Origin of the sequence: Marinomonas spartinae (assembly GCF_016461715.1) — a bacterium.
In the GTDB taxonomy this organism is placed as follows: domain Bacteria; phylum Pseudomonadota; class Gammaproteobacteria; order Pseudomonadales; family Marinomonadaceae; genus Marinomonas; species Marinomonas spartinae_A.
Map to the genome: position 1 here is coordinate 25,941 of NZ_JAEMUI010000014.1, position 16,676 is coordinate 42,616.

The following is a 16,676-nucleotide window of genomic DNA, read 5'->3' on the forward strand; positions in this document are numbered from 1 at the left end:
CAACAGTTAGGCACTAGAAAGCATCACAAAAATAAATTTTGCACAAAAAAAAGCCACGTCAGAAACGTGGCCAAAACTGGGGACATTCAATTAATTTAGAATTTTTGACCGGGAATCCAGTTTGTTCCCGCCAAAGGAACACGTGCCATGGCTGCCGATTCAACGGTCAAAGCCACCAGGTCTTCTGGCTCCAAATTACGTAAATCATTCTTGCCGCAAGCACGCGCCAATGTCTGAGCCTCAAGCGTTAATACACGAAGGTAATTCGCTAAACGACGACCCGCATCCACAGGATCTAGACGTTTCATGAGTTCAGGGTCCTGAGTGGAGATACCCGCTGGATCTTTACCTTCTTGGTAGTCATCATAAAAACCCGCAGCAGAACCAATCGCTTTATACTCTTCATCCCATTTAGGATCATTACACCCTAAAGCCACCAACGCCGCTGTTCCAATGGCTACCGCATCGGCACCCAGCGCCATACACTTAGCCACATCGGCGCCATTTCGGATACCACCAGAAACAATAAGCTGCACTTTACGATGCATGCCCATTTCTTGTAACGCTTGAACCGCTTGGGGAATGGCCGCCATGGTTGGGATACCGACATGTTCGATAAAAACGTCTTGCGTTGCAGCAGTCCCCCCTTGCATGCCATCCACAACAATCACGTCCGCACCCGCCTTAACCGCTAATTTCACATCATAATAAGTGCGTGTAGCCCCCACTTTAATGTAAATAGGGACTTCCCAGTCGGTAATTTCTCGTAATTCTTGGATCTTAATAGCAAGGTCATCAGGACCAGTCCAATCGGGATGACGGCAAGCAGAGCGCTGATCAATCCCTTTGGGGAGGTTGCGCATGCTTGCCACCCGATCAGTAATTTTTTGTCCAAGTAGCATACCGCCACCACCAGGTTTAGCGCCTTGTCCTAGAACCACTTCAATCGCATCCGCTTTGCGTAGATCGTCTGGGTTCATGCCATAGCGAGAAGGCAGATACTGATAAACCAATTTACTAGATTGACCACGCTCTTCCGGCGTCATACCACCATCGCCCGTGGTTGTCGATGTACCAACGATCGAAGCTCCTCGTCCTAATGCCTCTTTCGCATTCGCCGATAAAGCACCAAAGCTCATCCCCGCGATGGTCACGGGTATATCTAACTTAATGGGTTTCTTTGCGAAGCGATCACCCAAAATAACCGAAGTGTTACAGGTCTCACGATACCCCTCTAAAGGGTAGCGAGACATACTCGCTCCTAAAAACAAAAGGTCATCAAAATGAGGCACCTTACGTTTTGCCCCAAAACCCCGAATATCGTAAATGCCTGTATTGGCCGCACGGCGAATTTCAGCCATTGTGGCGCGATCAAAGGTGGCGGACTCTTTTAAGCTAGGGTTGTTGTTTGTGTCATTGCTCATAATAAAAATCTCTCAAAAATTAGTAAGCCGATGCATTGTCAACTTTGAAGGTGTAAAGCTGACGAGCCGAACCATAACGTTTGAAATCAAGCGGATTTTCATCAACGCCCGCTTTCTCCAATAAGCTTTTCAACTCCGCAATATGTTCGCTACGCATTTCTTTTTCGATGCAGTCTGCCCCAAGAGACTTCACCGTCCCTTTCACATAAATATGAACTTCATACAAGGAATCACCGAGCGCTTCACCGGCATCGCCACACACCACAAGTGATCCAGACTGCCCCATAAAACAGCTCATATGACCAATATTGCCTTTCACCACAATATCGACGCCTTTCATCGAAATACCACAACGCGCTCCCGCATTACCTTCAATAACCAACAGCCCACCGTGGGCCGTTGCCCCAGCGGCTTGAGATGCATCGCCCTTGATACGCACAACACCGGACATCATATTCTCGGCAACACCTTGGCCAGCATTACCATGAACCGTAATGTTGGCCTTTTTATTCATACCAGCACAGAAATAACCTGCATGCCCGTGAACATCGACCGAGATATCCGCATCCAACCCAACCGCAATGTTGTGATTGCCTTTAGGGTTTGTCACTATCCATTCTTTTTCCGTTAAATTATCTTTGCACTCATGTAAGGCTTTATTCAAATCTCGTACAGATTGAGCCGCTAAATCAACAGTCATCATTTCCCAATTCTCCCAAAACTATTTACGTTCCCAAATGTAGAAAGTCGCAGGCTCCGGTTCCCAAACTTTCGCGTTTTCGATACCCGGTAAGGTAACCAAAGCTTGATACTCTGATGCCATTGCAACGTAATCATCGGTTTCAGCAAGTACTGCCGGCTTACAAGCAATAGGATCACGCATAACAGCAAACCCGTCTTTAGTGCCAATCGTAAACGTAAAAAAGCCATCAAGATCTTTCAGCGCATTTTCCAAGGCTTCTTTCAGGGTATCGCCTTGGTTAAGACGCCATGTCAAATAGCCAGCCGCCACTTCGGAATCGTTTTCCGTTTCAAACGTAATGCCTTCTCGCTTGAGTTTATCGCGCAGGCGATTGTGGTTTGATAACGAACCATTATGGACAAGACACAAATCAGAACCTGTCGAAAAAGGATGGCTACCTTCCATAGTGACTGCAGACTCTGTTGCCATACGCGTATGACCAATGATATGACTGCCCTGCATTCCACTTAGGTTAAATTTCGACGCGATGTTTTCAGGCAACCCAACTTCTTTTAGAATTTCGATGGAGGAGCCAGCGCTCAAAATCAACACATCGGGATACAGTTCATTCAAGGCACTACGGGCAGACCTTTCATCCGTGTTAATTTTTAACACAGCGACATTCGCGTTTTGCATCCATTTGACTTCGCAACCTAATGACACTGATAGCTTGTCACTCAGCGTTTCCCAGCTAAAGGCCTCGTCAGGGTGTCTTAACGTTAACTTGACCCAATTCTCGCCAACCTCATCACCATAAATAGCAAAACCCGCACTATCTGGACCACGATCCGTCATTGAAATCAGCATTGGCTCAAACAACTCACCCAATTTTTTTTCAAATTTATCGTTTTTTAAATAAAGCCCAACAATTCCACACATAGTAGAAACCTCAATATATTTTTAAAACTTAGCACTGGATAATTAAAAGAACTCGGCATATTTTTCGACTTCCCAAGAGGAAACTTGGCGCGAATACTCATTCCACTCAGCACGCTTCACTTTAAGGAATTCCGCGACAAGATCTTTGCCCATGGCGTCAACGAAAACGGTGTCTTTTTCTAATTCATCCAGCGCATCGCCAAGAGATTGAGGAAGAATAGAAATATTTTTGGCAAGGATTTCTTCCAAAGATAGGTCATAAAGGTTTATGTTCATTGGCTCACCAGGATCCAGTTCACGCTCAACACCATCGAGACCCGCAGCAATTAAGGCAGAATGAACGAGGTAAGGGTTACAACCTGAGTCAGGTAGACGGAACTCTAAGCGGCCATAGGGCACACGAACTAGCGCTGAACGGTTATTGTCGCCGTAGCAAACATAGGCTGGCGCCCAAGTGGCACCTGAACTATTGCCGCCAACCACTAAACGCTTATAGGAGTTAGCTGTCGGAGCGGCAAAAGCACAAATCGCTTTAGCGTGTGCCAGAATACCTGCTGTAAAGTGATAAGCTAATTTTGAAAGCCCCATGCCATTTTTATCACTGTCATCGTTGAATAAATTCTTACCCGACTCATCAGTGATAGATAAATGGAAATGCATACCATTGCCTGTTTTATCTGGAGCAGGCTTCGGCATAAAGGAACAAATGATCCCCATATCATTCGCAATTTCACCGGCGGCCATCCGAACGAAAGTAAATCGATCGGCAGACTCTAATGCATCACCATAGGTGTAATTGATTTCAAACTGGCCATTGGCATCTTCATGATCAATTTGATAAACATCAAAGTTAACGGCTTGCAAGGCCTCCACCAAACGTTCTAGGAACTCACGAGAACGAGAGAGTCCTTTATAGTCATAACAGGGCTTAGCAAGCGTATCGGATTGATCAACAGGAAGTAGCTCTCCTTGTTCTCCTTTCTTGAACAAATAAAACTCTGGCTCAAGCCCGGTGTTCAATGTCCAACCTTTAGCTTCTAAGCGTTTAATATGGTTTTTTAAAGCAACTCGTGAACAATATACGTGCGGTTCATTATTAACATAACCGTCACAGACTAATCTTGCATAGCCAGGCTGCCATGGAACGATACTCAAAGTAGACAGATCGCCACGCGCCATAAAATCAGGCCCGTGAGGTGCCATAGCAAGACCACTAACGGCAAAACCAGCAAAGCCAGCCCCCTTATCAACGACATCAAAAATATTCTTTGCAGGCACAGATTTTGTTTTTGCCACACCATGAATATCCACAAACTGCGCTAAAACATATTTGATATTATTGCCTTTAAGAAAGTCTTCTACTGCATCTGATTGCATGGCTGATCTCCTAACTTATGGTGAACGTAATGTGTGTTCTTATTGGTGAATCAAACAACCAAAGCAAACTATCCAAAAGTCTTACTAATGCAGTTAGTAATGACCCTTATCAATCTTGCTAGAGTAGATAACACCGAATAAAAAGCCCAAAATATTCTCTAAGGGAATTTTTATTTCCTTATGGGAAAGCAACATATTTGCCAAAATTTAATTTTTAGGAATTTTTTTTTATTAACAGTGTAAGATAATGATTTATATGATCTAAAATCACATAACGGGCAAAGTGACCCATTAGTAAGAGGCAAGAAGGCCAACAGCAATGAAAAAAACCGCACCATCTAGACACGCCAGCGCCCTAAATGAGGGCGAGATTATTCAAACAAGAGAGGCTTCACCAAAATTAAAGCTTGAGGAATACATTGCTATGCAGGTAAGACGCAAACGCATAGCACAGGACTTAAAAATTGCTGACGTCGCACGTATTGCAAAATTAAGCCAAGGAATGGTGAGTAAAATAGAAAATGCCCAAGTATCGACAAGCCTTGATACCCTTAGCCGTCTTTGTAATGCCATTGGCTTATCAATCTCACAATTATTTGCTGATTATGACCGCCCAGAGGGAGGTGCCCTATTAACTAAATCAGGCCAAGGCATGGAAGTAGTACGAAGAGGAACAGAAAAAGGTCACACCTATCAGCTACTTAGCTATAACCGTGGTAAAAAGCAGCTCTATGAACCCTTCTTAATTACTATGGATGATGAAAGTGAGGTTTTTCCTACTTTCTCTCATCCAGGACAAGAATTTATATATTTACTTGAGGGTAAGATACTTTACCGTCATGGTAATCACTTATATAGCATGCAAGCAGGAGATTCGTTGTCATTTGACGCCGATATTCCTCATGGCCCCGAGGTGCTTGAACAAGTCCCAATCAAGCTACTATCCTTTATCATGCATGAAGATAAAAATTAATCTTTTATGTCAGAAGCCGTGCCACTGCCACTAAAGAGTCGCCCTTAAGAGAACTCAAGCTATGCGGTTTTATTATTTACTAAAGCGCGTTGTCACCTCGACGCGCACTTTCCCACTGCATGACAAGTTTTAACGCCGCAGGCAGCACCAATAAGGTAATGAGGGTGGCAATAAATAATCCACCAATAATGGCATACGCCATTGGTTGCCAAAAGACTTCTCGGGAAATCGGCACCATCCCTAAAATCGCCGCACAAGCCGTCAATAAAATAGGACGAGAGCGATGTATTGCTCCTCGTGTAATGGCCTCATGAATGGATACGCCTTCTTGAATATTACGATCCACCTCAGAAATTAAAATAATCGCATTGCGAATGATCATACCAAACAGAGCGATAATCCCCAGTAAAGCGACGAATCCCATGGGGGTGCCTGTCGGCAACATGGCGATCACGACCCCGATTAAGCCAAAAGGCGCGATAAATATAGCCAATAACATCCGAGAAAAGCGACGTAGTTGAATCATTAATAATGTCAGCATGCATAAAATGGTCACAGGCAATACATCATAGACTGACCGGTTTCCCTTACTTGACTCTGCAACGGCTCCCGCTTCTTTTAACTGATAACCCGGTGGCAGTTTATCCGTAAATTGCTGAACGATGGGAGCCAACTCATTGGACAAGGCTTGCGGCAACTCACCCGACACTGCATCTAATTGCACGCTAATATAGGGCTCTCGATTCCAGCGCCACACAATGGGATCGGTTATGCCGTATTGAATGGTGGCAATCTGTCTTAGTGGTACTGTTTGCCCATTGCTTATGGGGATTTGCAAGTTACTGATGGTGGATACATTTTCCTTAGCTTCTTTATTGCCTTGCACCACCACATTTACCATACGATTATGATCACGGAGCGAAGTAATCACGTCACCGGAAAAGATATTAGCCAGTGTATTGGCCACTTGTTCAGAACTTAACCCCACCGCCCGAGCTTGAGTTTGATTAATATCAATGGCGATGCGACGTTCTGGCTCGCCGCTGGTCAAGTTAATATCACGCGCCTGCGGATCTTTTCCTATTAATACGGACAGATCCATTGCCAATGAACGCACTTTATCCAAATCCGGCCCCATAATACGATAACGCACAGGCCACCCCACTGGTGGGCCAAGCTCTAATGGCGCTACACGACTAACGATATCCGAATCATGCTGATTCAGATAACGCTTGATATCAGCACTCAGCCTATCTCGAACGTCAGTAGACTTCGCCACGACCACCAGTTCAGCCACATTCTCATGACTGAGTAAGACATCCATCGGCAAATAAAAGCGTACCGCTCCAGAGCCAACATAGGAGGAAAAATGTGCCACGTTTGGCTGTGTCTTAAGCCACTTTTCAAGCGCTATGACTTTTTCTCGGGTGGCACTTTGCGTGGCGTTTTGCGGCAAAGTCAAATCCACCAGCAATTCGGGGCGATCTGATGATGGAAAAAAAACCGACTTCAACTGGCCCATCCCGACAATGGACAGACCAAGCAAAACACAGGCAAGCAGAATCACACTCTTAGGCTTAGAGAGTGAATAAGATAACAAACGACTAAACATCCTTGAGTGGAAGCTGACCTTATCTTTGTGAGAAACCAGTGTTCGTGGCAAGAGCCAAACGCCTAACAAAGGTGAGAATAAAATTGCCACCACCCAAGAACTCGACAAGGCAATCAACACCACGACAAACATGGAATAACAGTACTCACCCGCACTGGAAGCGGCAAAACCCACGGGAATAAAGCCTGACACCATCACCAACGTACCCGTTAACATTGGAAAAGCCGTACTCTTAAACGCGTACACGGCGGCTTCTTTTCGTTGCCAACCTTGTTCCAACCGGGACACCATGGTCTCAACAGTAATCATCGCATCATCGACCAATAAACCTAATGCAATAATCAAAGCCCCCAAGGAAATACGTTGCAACCCAATCCCAACGATTTCCATGCCAACAAAGGTCATCGCCAATACGATGGGAATAGAAAAGGCGACCACTAAGCCTGCTCTCATACCTAAAGAAATAAACGAGACCGCTAACACAATCACAATGGCTTCCACCAGCACTTTGACGAAGCCGTTCACCGCCCCTTTTACCACCTTGGATTGATTAGCCACCGTAAAGACATGCATACCATGGGGTAAAAGCCACTTAACCTTATCCATTTCTTGGTCAAGCCGCTGACCGAAATCCAACATGTTGCCTGTTTTTGACATGGAAATGGCCAGCCCTATGGCAGGCTGCCCATTGACTCGAAACTCGGGTTCCGGTGGTGTTTTTAACACTCGATGAATGGTGGCAATTTGCGTTAACGGCACAAAATGACCATCGATATGCAGCACAATATTTTGCAAACTTTTTTCTGACTTAAAGGCCCCCGACACTTGCAAATCAATACGCTCACTTCCTGTACGAATCACTCCAGCAGGAACAATGGCATTTTGCTGTTGTAGCATGGTCGTCACTTGCTTAAGACTTAACCCTAAACCCGCTAGTTTTTCAGGCGAAAAGGCAATATTAATTTGCTCATCTTGCGCCCCCAGCACCTTTATTTTACTCACGTCTGCCACACCCAATAGCCGATCCCGAATACGGTCTACCACATCTCGCAGTTCACGATCGGTAAAGCCTGTTCCGGTAAAACCATAGATGGTTCCGTAGGTATCATCAAACTCATCATCCACCGCCGGATCACTGGCCCCCGATGGCAAACTAGGGGATAAATCCTTCATTTTTTTACGAACCTGATACCAAATCTCCGGCACCATTTTAGGCGGCGTATCATCCCGAAGATTCACAAACACAACGGACTCACCTTCACGGGTGTAGCTTTTTAAATAATCCAGGTAAGGGACTTCTTGCAGTTTCTTTTCCACCACATCGGTAACAAATTGCGTGGTATCTTGAACCGACGCGCCAGGCCAGACGGTCGACACAACGGCTTTTTTGATCGTAAAAGAGGGATCCTCATTTCGGGGCAGATTGATATAGCTGAGCACGCCCATGACGACCACAACCATCATCAAGAAGCTGACCATTTGTTGATTATTCAAAGCCCATTCGGATAAGTTAAAACGCTTGCGTGGGTCAGACATCAGTTCTCATCCTTAAACAGGGTGACTTTCATGCCAGGACGCAATGTCGAAACGCCCGCCACCACAACACGCATACCAGTCGATAGGCCTTTTGACACAAAAATACTGTCATTGCTGTAACGCGCAATTGTTACAGGCTGCAAGTGAACAGACTGGGTTGATTGATCAAAAACATACACGGCAGGCTGCTTGCCCTGGCGCGTTAGCGCTAATGCTGGTAATTGAATAATATTGGTTTCACGAAGACGAACCGAGCCTTTCACAATAGCGCCCAACACCATTTCTTTTGGAATGGTCGTTAACTTAATACGAACTCGATAGGTTCTTGTATTCGTATTCGCCTGAGGGCTGACATCTCGCACCGTTCCAGTGGTTTTAATGCTCGGGTCAGATAATAAAGACACGGTGATCTCGCTATGGGGAGGCGTATTGGTAATCATCTCCTCCGGCACGTCAAACACCGCATTGCGCTGGGTCAGAGAAGCCAGTTTCACCACCTCCTGTCCAGCTGAAACCACTTGTCCAACATTACCACTGACCAGGGTCACTACCCCACTTTCCGGTGCCAGCAACTTGGTATAACTCACATTATCAGATGCTTCTTTGACGGCCGATTTTGCGCTTTCATATTGCGACAAGGCAGTATCATAATCGGACTTTTTCATGTCGAATTGCGATTGGGAAATAACGTGCGTTGACAGCAGTTTTTTATAGCGTTCGTAGGTAATCTTCGCCAAATTCAAACTGGATTGTGCACTCACTAATTTCGCTTGGGCATTGGCTAACTGATTTTTGGCATCACTGGTATCCAGCGCCGCCAACAGCTCGCCCTTAGATACCTTATCCCCCACATCCACTTTGCGCTCAATAATGCGACCGCCTATGCGAAACCCTAAAATAGTCTCTTGTTCTGGCTCAACATCTCCAATCAAGCTCACCTGATCGGCTGATGAATCCGATGACAACAGCACGGTTTTCACGGGTCTAGGTTGCTCTGGTTCGATTTTTTTTGGCTCACTACAGCCCGCCAGCGCCACACAAAATAACAACACAACACCTTGTCTAACACGTGATGTAAAAGACCCCTGCAACTCTTGTCCCAAACGAAAAGACATCATTCCGACAACCTCAGTAGAAGACGAAAACCAACAATAACGTACTTAATTAAAAGGTATAACTTATTGCGATAACATCATAATAAGTCAATTATATCGCCGATCTCCAGACAAAGCGGCACAGTTTAGGCCACGATCTCAATATAAAAAAACAACCTTACTCTGACTACATAATAATCTGCACTACGCCACGCTAGCAGAGCCTTAACAACTCCCCTCAAAGCCATCAAATAACCTCAAAGCCATCAAATAAATAGAGTTGCGTGAGAAAGTAACTAATACCACTGAAAAAACCAAAAGCGCTTACTCATTTTAAACTCATCTTTCATGGTCTGAGTAGAGAACCAACAGACTAGCCGATAAATATCAAGAAATGATTAAATAAGCGTGTTCATTAGGAGTGGTGTTGAGATCGAGTTTCATGTCCAGAAGCATGACAGTAATCACAGCCATCTTTGGTTAGGGGACTCTTTCCAGTACAGAGGAGTCGGTCGAAGTGGTAGGAAGTAAGTTTTGTTCGTTGAATACTTTTGGGACTGATGAAGATTTTCATCAGCCCCCATATCCTAATGATCGACATTAAATCAGTAGGAGAGAAAGCTAGTTTATAAATGCTTACTGTCTAGATCACTTTTAATGATTTCGAGCAACTTTGCTTCAAGCTCTTCATTGCGATGGAGGTTGATATAGTGTGCTTCTTTTGCACTTAAATGATAGGAAACATTCTGCTTAGTCTTATCATTTTCTACTATCAAAGCATGTTCATGCCCATCTTCAGCTGAAGCTAACTTGATTGTGTACTTGTTACCAGCAATACGAACGTGCTCTGTTCTATATATCTCTAATGAAGTTAACGACGTCATTAAAAACCATCCTAAATGAATATGATTGTTTGTTTTTCTACCAAGCTATCTTAGCTTTATTTAATTTGATTGGCGACTCGAAAAATCCCCATCAAAACGGATAGACAAATAAAAATAAAGAATAACAAGAAAACGTTTATAAAAAAATATATTTTCAAAATCAAATATATTTTATATAAATCAATCAGTTAAATATTCCAAACAAAATAACTCGTGGGAATAACAGAGTTGATAGTGAGCTTGATGGACATCACTCTCTATCAAAGAATACCGATACCCTGCTTTGCTGTCGCCTCTTGTAGGCGGGAACTGGGTTGTCATCGCTTTGGGGGCTAAGAAGACTACGCGATATTTTTCATCTGACGGCAAATCTCACAAACTTCAAATTTCCAAGTAACGTGATTCAATTAGGGAAACCTCGGCCTTAGCCATCAATCGCAAAGGATAATCTGTATGCTAATAAACAAATAGAGACCAACTGATGGAGGTAACATGCCACTAGTAAGAATTGATTTAAACGAAGGTCGTTCGGATGATGAGATAAAAACTATCATGGATACCATTCAAGATTGCGTTGTTGACGCCTTTAATGTGCCCAAAAATGATCGCTACCAGATAGTGACCGAACACAAACCGGGACGTATGGTGCTGCTTGATACAGGATTAGGGTTCGAGCGCAGCGAAGACGCCATCGTCATTCAAGTTTTCACCAGCCCCCGTGCGACGGTGATGAAAACCCAGTTCTACAAGCATGTCACTGAGCAGCTTGGCAACGCTATTGGGCTATCGCCTAAGGATATTCTCATCTCAGTCATCACCAATACTGACGTCGACTGGAGCTTTGGATTTGGCGAATCTCAATACCTAACAGGTCGCTTATAATGAAGCCAGACCGTTATTTTTGCTGATGGAGTCACTTGGGTTCGATGAAGACAAAGTACTTTTTCATCGCCCCTCTACTCTTAACAAAAGAAAAACGGGCGGGCATAAGCCCGCCAAAAATATTAGCTTGGTAAGAACTCTTTCCCCCAGCCTAACCCTATAATCTTGCGTTTGAGCATGGAGTTGATCTCAGCCACATCGTACCCAACTTCTGCTACGATCTCTCGCGTCGAATGACCAGTTCGCTCTGTTGGTTTCAATGGACGAATAGCCGCCTCTGTGGGACGAATCGCATAATGATCAATTTGAGTCACTTGATGACCACAAGGGTGATCAGGGAAGATCGTAAACGCAAAGCTACCTCGGTCAATGCCTGTGGTTCCATCGCTAAGGCGACTATTTTCCGTACGTAGATGTTCAATCGACTCAGGAATAGCTGCAGCGATATCGTTTTCCCGTAGCTTATCTGTCCAATATTCAGATGGCGCCTTAGCGAACTGCTTGGTCAGGAAGGATTGAATATCCTTCACTTCGCCAACGCCTTCTAACCCCTCAATGGCCATTATTTTTTCCAACTCTAGACTATTGGAGTCTAGATAGATCCAGCCATCACTGGTTTTATAAAAGTGTGCCAACGGACCAAAACCCATCACTCCTCTTCCAGAAGGTTCATTAAATGGGGGACGTCCCGCATAGTCGTAACAATAAGGAATCTGCAACAAATTAGTGACCGCCGAAAGTGAGGTACGGGCACGAGAACACTTGCCTGTTCTCAATTTTTGGTACAAAGCCACAGCCGTTGCCAAACCCGCTGCAAAACCGCAATTGACATCAAGTGTGCCAATGTGTGCATGTTCTTCAGGTGTTTCAATTCCGCCAAAACGACTCATAATGCCACTGATGGCTTGGATAATATCGTCGTAACCGATGTATTCCGACATTGGCCCCACACGCGGCCCGCCCAAGCAGTCCAGACGACAAAACAGTAGATCGGGTTTGATGCTCTTCAACGTCTCTTCATCCAATCCCAATTGGACGATCTGTCGCTGAGGTGCATTCATGACAACCATATCCACTGACCGCACCAACCTATTGAAGATCTCACGACCTTCTTCAGTGGAGATATTGACAACTGCGCTACGCTTATTGACCCCTGACTGGAACGTGTACATGGTGCCGATTAGTGGATCGTAGAGTGGTGTGACGGGATCCAACTTAATCACTTCAGCCCCAAAGCGCGTCAAGAAGGCAGCGGAGTGAGGACCTGCGATAACATTCGTCAAATCTAGAATGCGCAAATCTTCCAGCCAACCCTTACCTGATGCTGGTTGAATGTCTGCTCCAGTGGGCCGAGTGACTTTTTCGTGAGCCGCTACCTCATTCAACTCAGCCAAGGCTTCATTGAAATCGACATGGCGACACGCTCGCGGTGTCAGCATGGCATCGGCTTCATTTTCCAGCCAAGCAATAGGGCCAGGTTGTTTCATGATGCCGTAATCCGGTGTGTCTACCTCAACAATTAGACCCGCAGCGTTAGTATGCTCGTCTTGTACCCATTCTTCAGTCGTACGATGAGGGGCGCCTGGAATCGACACTTCACCAAAAATACGTCCCCACTCTTCAGAGGTTTTAGTAAGAAAAGCCGCTTTCATTTTGGCGGCGATAATATCCGCCCACTTTTTCGGTAATGGGTAAACACCAATGGATGTCTCACCATCCCATTCACTGATAGGGAGGTGTAAATCGGCGACTTCCGGTAACCCTTCGGCAACCAGTTCATCATAAATGCCTAAGACGGTTAACGCCCGTTTGGCATGGTTACGATGAGAAGGACAGACACAATAAAATTTACGTCCGTCAGCACATTCATAAGTACGATAGAAGGGATCTAGATACTCTTGTAGATCCTCGTACGAAAGATTCAACGGAATGTTGTTGTTGCGGCGGTATTCAATCTCATGCTCACGCATGGTTTTGTAGCGTTCAGGCAACCCATCAATAACATAGGAGTTATAGGACAGTCCTTCCATCATGGCTGCAGCAATAGGGACCTCAATATGATCACCTCGCCCCGTTTTTTCTCGCTCGTATAGGGCAAGAACAGCAGAAGCTGCCGACAGTGCCGTCGCATAAGATGACCCTAGTGGGAGCGGTGAAAAACTTGGGTTCAACCCCATCAATACACGATTGAACCCCATATCGGTATAACCGCCACAGGTAGCGGCAACGACCGCTTCCGTCGCTTTCCATTCTCGACGCAATGTATCGTTACTAGCAAAGCCTGGTATCGACAGTGTAATCAGTTCGGGTCTAGCCAAACGTAGAGCCTCAAAATCGATCCCTAACTTTTTCATAACGCCTGGGCGGAAGTTTTCTATAACAATATCCGCTTTGTCGATCAAGGTTAGTGCCTGAGAAAGGCCTTCTTCGGATTTCAAATCCAGCTCTAGACTCAGTTTATTGCGGTTGAGAATTTCATTGGCAGGATTTTTCCAAGTTGGCCCACCTGGTGGATCAATATGGATAACGGTGGCACCAAAATCAGCCAACGCCATCGCGGCGGCTGGGCCGGCAATCTGTTGGCCAAAATCTACAACACGGACACCTTTCAAAGGCAATTCATTGTTATTATTCATTTTCACCTTTCCTATCTATGTAAAGCGTTTTCTAACAAAAAGTGAGGGTTGCTTTAATCTCGCAATAACCAAGATGACTACTGACTTTCTGATTTCGCTAAACCAACAACCGATAACGTTGTCACACTCTGGATAGGAGCCGAGTCTAGAAATGGCTTGGGTTGTCTACCAGCAATAAATACTCTCCCTTAGGGTTAAGTTTTTTTATGAGTAACGAGCGTTTTAATTCCCTAATCCGGTTTATCGCGGTAAAAACACGCTCAGCCATAAATAATTTTTAGTCTAAGAGTGCCTTTTTATTTCTTTTCTGCTTCAGACACTTTTTAAATAATGGGCCTCGATATCGAAATGAGATCTAATTGCCCATTTCGAGCATCACTGCCACGGGATTAATTAAATAAGAAAAATACAAACCGTTAGGAGCAGCACCAATGAATACAACGTATAAATGCATCCTCGTGCCGATAGACTTGGACCACGAAAGCTCGTGGCAAAGCTCGCTACCGGCTGCCATCGATCTCGCTCGGCGTCACGACGCTCAGCTGACGATCACCACTATCGTCCCAGACTCAGACATTCCCACCATCGCTAATTATTTGCCGAAAGAGATTGATGAACACCTTCGTGAAGAAGGGGCAAATCGGCTTAATCAATTTATTGCCGAGCATGTACCTCAAGATATTAGGGTTCAGTCCATAGTGGGACAGGGGCGAATCTATTCTGGAATCCTGCACATTGCATCTGATTTAAATACTGACCTAATCGTTATGGCCTCCCACAACCCTGGTCTGGCGGATTATTTAATCGGGGCTAATGCAGAGAAAGTAATGCGCCATGCCCAATGTTCAGTGATGGTGGTGCGTAACAAAATGGAGAGTAAAACATTATGAATAATAAAAATTATAAAATACCGCAATCAGGCATATTGGCTGGCGTCCATCCAGTTATGGCAATCGGTTCAGCGGTTCTTGTGTTTGCATTTGTCATCTTTACAATTGCTAATCCAACCTATGCCAGCTCCGTGTATAACGCGGCACAGAGCTTTATTACGACTAAACTCAGTTGGTACTACATCGGCCTAATGAGTTTTATGCTATTTTTCTCGGTTTGGCTCGTCTTCAGCCGTTATGGGGATATCCGTCTTGGTAAGGACACAGATCGTCCTGAATTTGGTTATTTTTCTTGGTTCTCCATGTTATTCGGTGCAGGTATCGGTATCGGCATATTGTTTTGGAGTATTGCGGAGCCTATCGACCATTTTCAAAGCAACCCCTTTATTACTGTCGCTCAACAACAAACGGCGGAAGCCGCTCAGGTCGCGATGCGCCTTACGATCTTCCACTGGGGATTACATGGTTGGGCACTGTTCTCGGTAATAGGCATGGCCCTAGCTTACTTCTCGTACCGCAAAGGTCTCCCTCTTTCAATTCGCTCCTGCTTGTACCCGCTGTTTGGAGAGCGTATATACGGTCCAATCGGACACGCAGCTGACCTTCTAGCCGTGTTTGGTACGGTGTTCGGAATAGCAACCTCACTTGGGTTAGGAGCCCAACAAATGAACTCGGGGTTGAACTATTTATTTGGCGTCAAAATGTCGGTCGGAACACAAGTAGGACTGATTGCCTTACTATCTGTTTTCGCAACGCTATCAGTACTCAGTGGTCTAAAAAAAGGCATCCGAATTCTCAGTGAACTGAATATGCAAATGACCGCAGTGATGCTTGGATTGTTTGTTATTTTCGGACCAACCACTTATATCCTAGGCTCAATTTTTAACAATCTTGGCGACTATATGTCCCACGTCGTACAGCTAGGACTTTGGGTTGACACGACACCCAAAAGCCAGTGGCAAGGCTGGTGGACTATCTTTTACTGGGGGTGGTGGATTGCTTGGTCTCCTTTCTGCGGCATATTTATCGCCCGTATCTCCAAAGGCCGTACTATTCGTGAATTCGTTCTCGGCGTTCTGATTGCACCAACACTTCTTGCTGCACTTTGGATCACGATCTTTGGTGATTCTGCTATGTACCTCCAATTGTTCGGCGGCGGCGGCATTGTCCAAGCTGTTAACAAAGACACCACTACAGCGCTCTTTAAGACAATCGAGCTACTGGGTAACGGTCAAACAATAACCCTGCTGATGGCTGGCCTCTGTACTTTGATGCTGATTACCTATTTCGTTACCTCTGCCGACTCTGCGACTTTGGTTATTTGTACACTGCTGGCTATGGGCGATGAACATCCTCGTGCACGTTACCGCATTTTCTGGGGAGTTGCCGTTGGGGCCGTTGCCGCCGCACTCTTGATTGCTGGGGGGCTCAAGGCGCTGCAAACGGCATCTATTGTGGCCGCGCTGCCCTTCTCAGTCATTATCATCCTTGCCGTCGTCGGACTGTATAAGTCTCTGAAGGCGGAGTTTTCTGAAGAATCAGAGAAGGCCTTGCGTGAACGGTCTAGAAAACTCACAGAGAGCGGTGACAGTGTGCAAGCAGTAACTGCATCGAGTAAATAAAAACCTTTAACAACAAAAATTTAACACCATCTCTTATTTGATTAAGAGATGGAACTTAACTCAGAGACCTAAGTTGATTTTGGTTGTCTATATCATCCAAAGAAAATGGCTGCCTCTGTATTTTA

At 45.2% G+C, this 16,676-nt stretch carries 12 protein-coding genes; 4 read left to right on the top strand and 8 right to left on the bottom strand.

Annotation, left to right across the window (positions count from 1 at the left end; genetic code table 11):
• Positions 1 to 95: 95 nt before the first annotated feature.
• The 4 genes from JHD45_RS13495 to glnT are packed head-to-tail and all read right to left on the bottom strand — an operon-like array spanning position 96 to position 4,422.
• Complete coding sequence (locus JHD45_RS13495; RefSeq protein ID WP_199477042.1) at positions 96 to 1,424, bottom strand: FMN-binding glutamate synthase family protein; 1,329 nt, start codon at positions 1,422 to 1,424, stop codon at positions 96 to 98.
• 19 nt (positions 1,425 to 1,443) lie between these two features.
• Complete coding sequence (locus tag JHD45_RS13500; RefSeq protein ID WP_199477043.1) at positions 1,444 to 2,127, bottom strand: GXGXG domain-containing protein; 684 nt, start codon at positions 2,125 to 2,127, stop codon at positions 1,444 to 1,446.
• Positions 2,128 to 2,145: 18 nt separating this feature from the next.
• The gene (locus JHD45_RS13505; protein WP_199477044.1) at positions 2,146 to 3,045 is read right to left on the bottom strand and encodes a class II glutamine amidotransferase; all 900 of its coding nucleotides are present in this window, start codon (positions 3,043 to 3,045) and stop codon (positions 2,146 to 2,148) included.
• A 42-nt stretch (positions 3,046 to 3,087) separates the two neighbouring features.
• Positions 3,088 to 4,422: a type III glutamate--ammonia ligase gene (gene glnT, locus JHD45_RS13510; protein ID WP_199477045.1), complete on the bottom strand. Its 1,335-nt coding sequence runs from the start codon at positions 4,420 to 4,422 to the stop codon at positions 3,088 to 3,090.
• Positions 4,423 to 4,741: 319 nt separating this feature from the next.
• Here glnT and JHD45_RS13515 point away from each other — a divergent pair, with 319 nt between their 5' ends.
• The gene (locus tag JHD45_RS13515) at positions 4,742 to 5,395 is read left to right on the top strand and encodes a helix-turn-helix domain-containing protein (protein WP_199477046.1); all 654 of its coding nucleotides are present in this window, start codon (positions 4,742 to 4,744) and stop codon (positions 5,393 to 5,395) included.
• Positions 5,396 to 5,474: 79 nt separating this feature from the next.
• Here the strand turns inward: JHD45_RS13515 and JHD45_RS13520 are convergent, their stop codons facing one another.
• The 3 genes from JHD45_RS13520 to JHD45_RS13530 all read right to left on the bottom strand — a co-directional run bounded on the left by JHD45_RS13520 (position 5,475) and on the right by JHD45_RS13530 (position 10,521).
• Positions 5,475 to 8,543: an efflux RND transporter permease subunit gene (locus JHD45_RS13520; protein ID WP_199477047.1), complete on the bottom strand. Its 3,069-nt coding sequence runs from the start codon at positions 8,541 to 8,543 to the stop codon at positions 5,475 to 5,477.
• The gene (locus tag JHD45_RS13525) at positions 8,543 to 9,661 is read right to left on the bottom strand and encodes an efflux RND transporter periplasmic adaptor subunit (RefSeq protein ID WP_199477048.1); all 1,119 of its coding nucleotides are present in this window, start codon (positions 9,659 to 9,661) and stop codon (positions 8,543 to 8,545) included. The genes JHD45_RS13520 and JHD45_RS13525 overlap by 1 nt, the downstream gene beginning before the upstream one ends.
• 602 nt (positions 9,662 to 10,263) lie before the next feature.
• On the bottom strand, positions 10,264 to 10,521 hold the full coding sequence (locus tag JHD45_RS13530) for a hypothetical protein (RefSeq protein WP_199477049.1): 258 nt from the start codon (positions 10,519 to 10,521) through the stop codon (positions 10,264 to 10,266).
• Between the two features lie 492 nt (positions 10,522 to 11,013).
• On the opposite strand from JHD45_RS13530, the gene JHD45_RS13535 reads away from it, so the two are divergent.
• Positions 11,014 to 11,403 carry a tautomerase family protein gene (locus tag JHD45_RS13535; protein ID WP_067341305.1) on the top strand — a complete coding sequence of 130 codons (390 nt, stop codon included), beginning with the start codon at positions 11,014 to 11,016 and terminating at the stop codon, positions 11,401 to 11,403.
• Positions 11,404 to 11,525: 122 nt separating this feature from the next.
• On the opposite strand, the gene JHD45_RS13540 is transcribed toward JHD45_RS13535, so the two are convergent.
• Positions 11,526 to 14,039: a CoA transferase gene (locus JHD45_RS13540; protein WP_199477050.1), complete on the bottom strand. Its 2,514-nt coding sequence runs from the start codon at positions 14,037 to 14,039 to the stop codon at positions 11,526 to 11,528.
• Positions 14,040 to 14,470: 431 nt separating this feature from the next.
• On the opposite strand from JHD45_RS13540, the gene JHD45_RS13545 reads away from it, so the two are divergent.
• Both JHD45_RS13545 and JHD45_RS13550 read left to right on the top strand, forming a co-directional pair.
• The gene (locus tag JHD45_RS13545; RefSeq protein WP_199477051.1) at positions 14,471 to 14,929 is read left to right on the top strand and encodes a universal stress protein; all 459 of its coding nucleotides are present in this window, start codon (positions 14,471 to 14,473) and stop codon (positions 14,927 to 14,929) included.
• Positions 14,926 to 16,551: a BCCT family transporter gene (locus JHD45_RS13550; RefSeq protein WP_199477052.1), complete on the top strand. Its 1,626-nt coding sequence runs from the start codon at positions 14,926 to 14,928 to the stop codon at positions 16,549 to 16,551. Before JHD45_RS13545 ends, JHD45_RS13550 begins: the two co-directional genes overlap by 4 nt.
• Positions 16,552 to 16,676 lie beyond the last annotated feature (125 nt).

Excerpts from the sequence above, each read along its gene's own strand:
- JHD45_RS13495 (WP_199477042.1), bottom strand. The coding sequence starts at position 1,424 with ATGAGCAATGACACAAACAACAACCCTAGCTTAAAAGAGTCCGCCACC.
- JHD45_RS13500 (WP_199477043.1), bottom strand. The coding sequence starts at position 2,127 with ATGATGACTGTTGATTTAGCGGCTCAATCTGTACGAGATTTGAATAAA.
- JHD45_RS13505 (WP_199477044.1), bottom strand. The coding sequence starts at position 3,045 with ATGTGTGGAATTGTTGGGCTTTATTTAAAAAACGATAAATTTGAAAAA.
- glnT (WP_199477045.1), bottom strand. The coding sequence starts at position 4,422 with ATGCAATCAGATGCAGTAGAAGACTTTCTTAAAGGCAATAATATCAAA.
- JHD45_RS13515 (WP_199477046.1), top strand. The coding sequence starts at position 4,742 with ATGAAAAAAACCGCACCATCTAGACACGCCAGCGCCCTAAATGAGGGC.
- JHD45_RS13520 (WP_199477047.1), bottom strand. The coding sequence starts at position 8,543 with ATGTCTGACCCACGCAAGCGTTTTAACTTATCCGAATGGGCTTTGAAT.
- JHD45_RS13525 (WP_199477048.1), bottom strand. The coding sequence starts at position 9,661 with ATGATGTCTTTTCGTTTGGGACAAGAGTTGCAGGGGTCTTTTACATCA.
- JHD45_RS13530 (WP_199477049.1), bottom strand. The coding sequence starts at position 10,521 with ATGACGTCGTTAACTTCATTAGAGATATATAGAACAGAGCACGTTCGT.
- JHD45_RS13535 (WP_067341305.1), top strand. The coding sequence starts at position 11,014 with ATGCCACTAGTAAGAATTGATTTAAACGAAGGTCGTTCGGATGATGAG.
- JHD45_RS13540 (WP_199477050.1), bottom strand. The coding sequence starts at position 14,039 with ATGAATAATAACAATGAATTGCCTTTGAAAGGTGTCCGTGTTGTAGAT.
- JHD45_RS13545 (WP_199477051.1), top strand. The coding sequence starts at position 14,471 with ATGAATACAACGTATAAATGCATCCTCGTGCCGATAGACTTGGACCAC.
- JHD45_RS13550 (WP_199477052.1), top strand. The coding sequence starts at position 14,926 with ATGAATAATAAAAATTATAAAATACCGCAATCAGGCATATTGGCTGGC.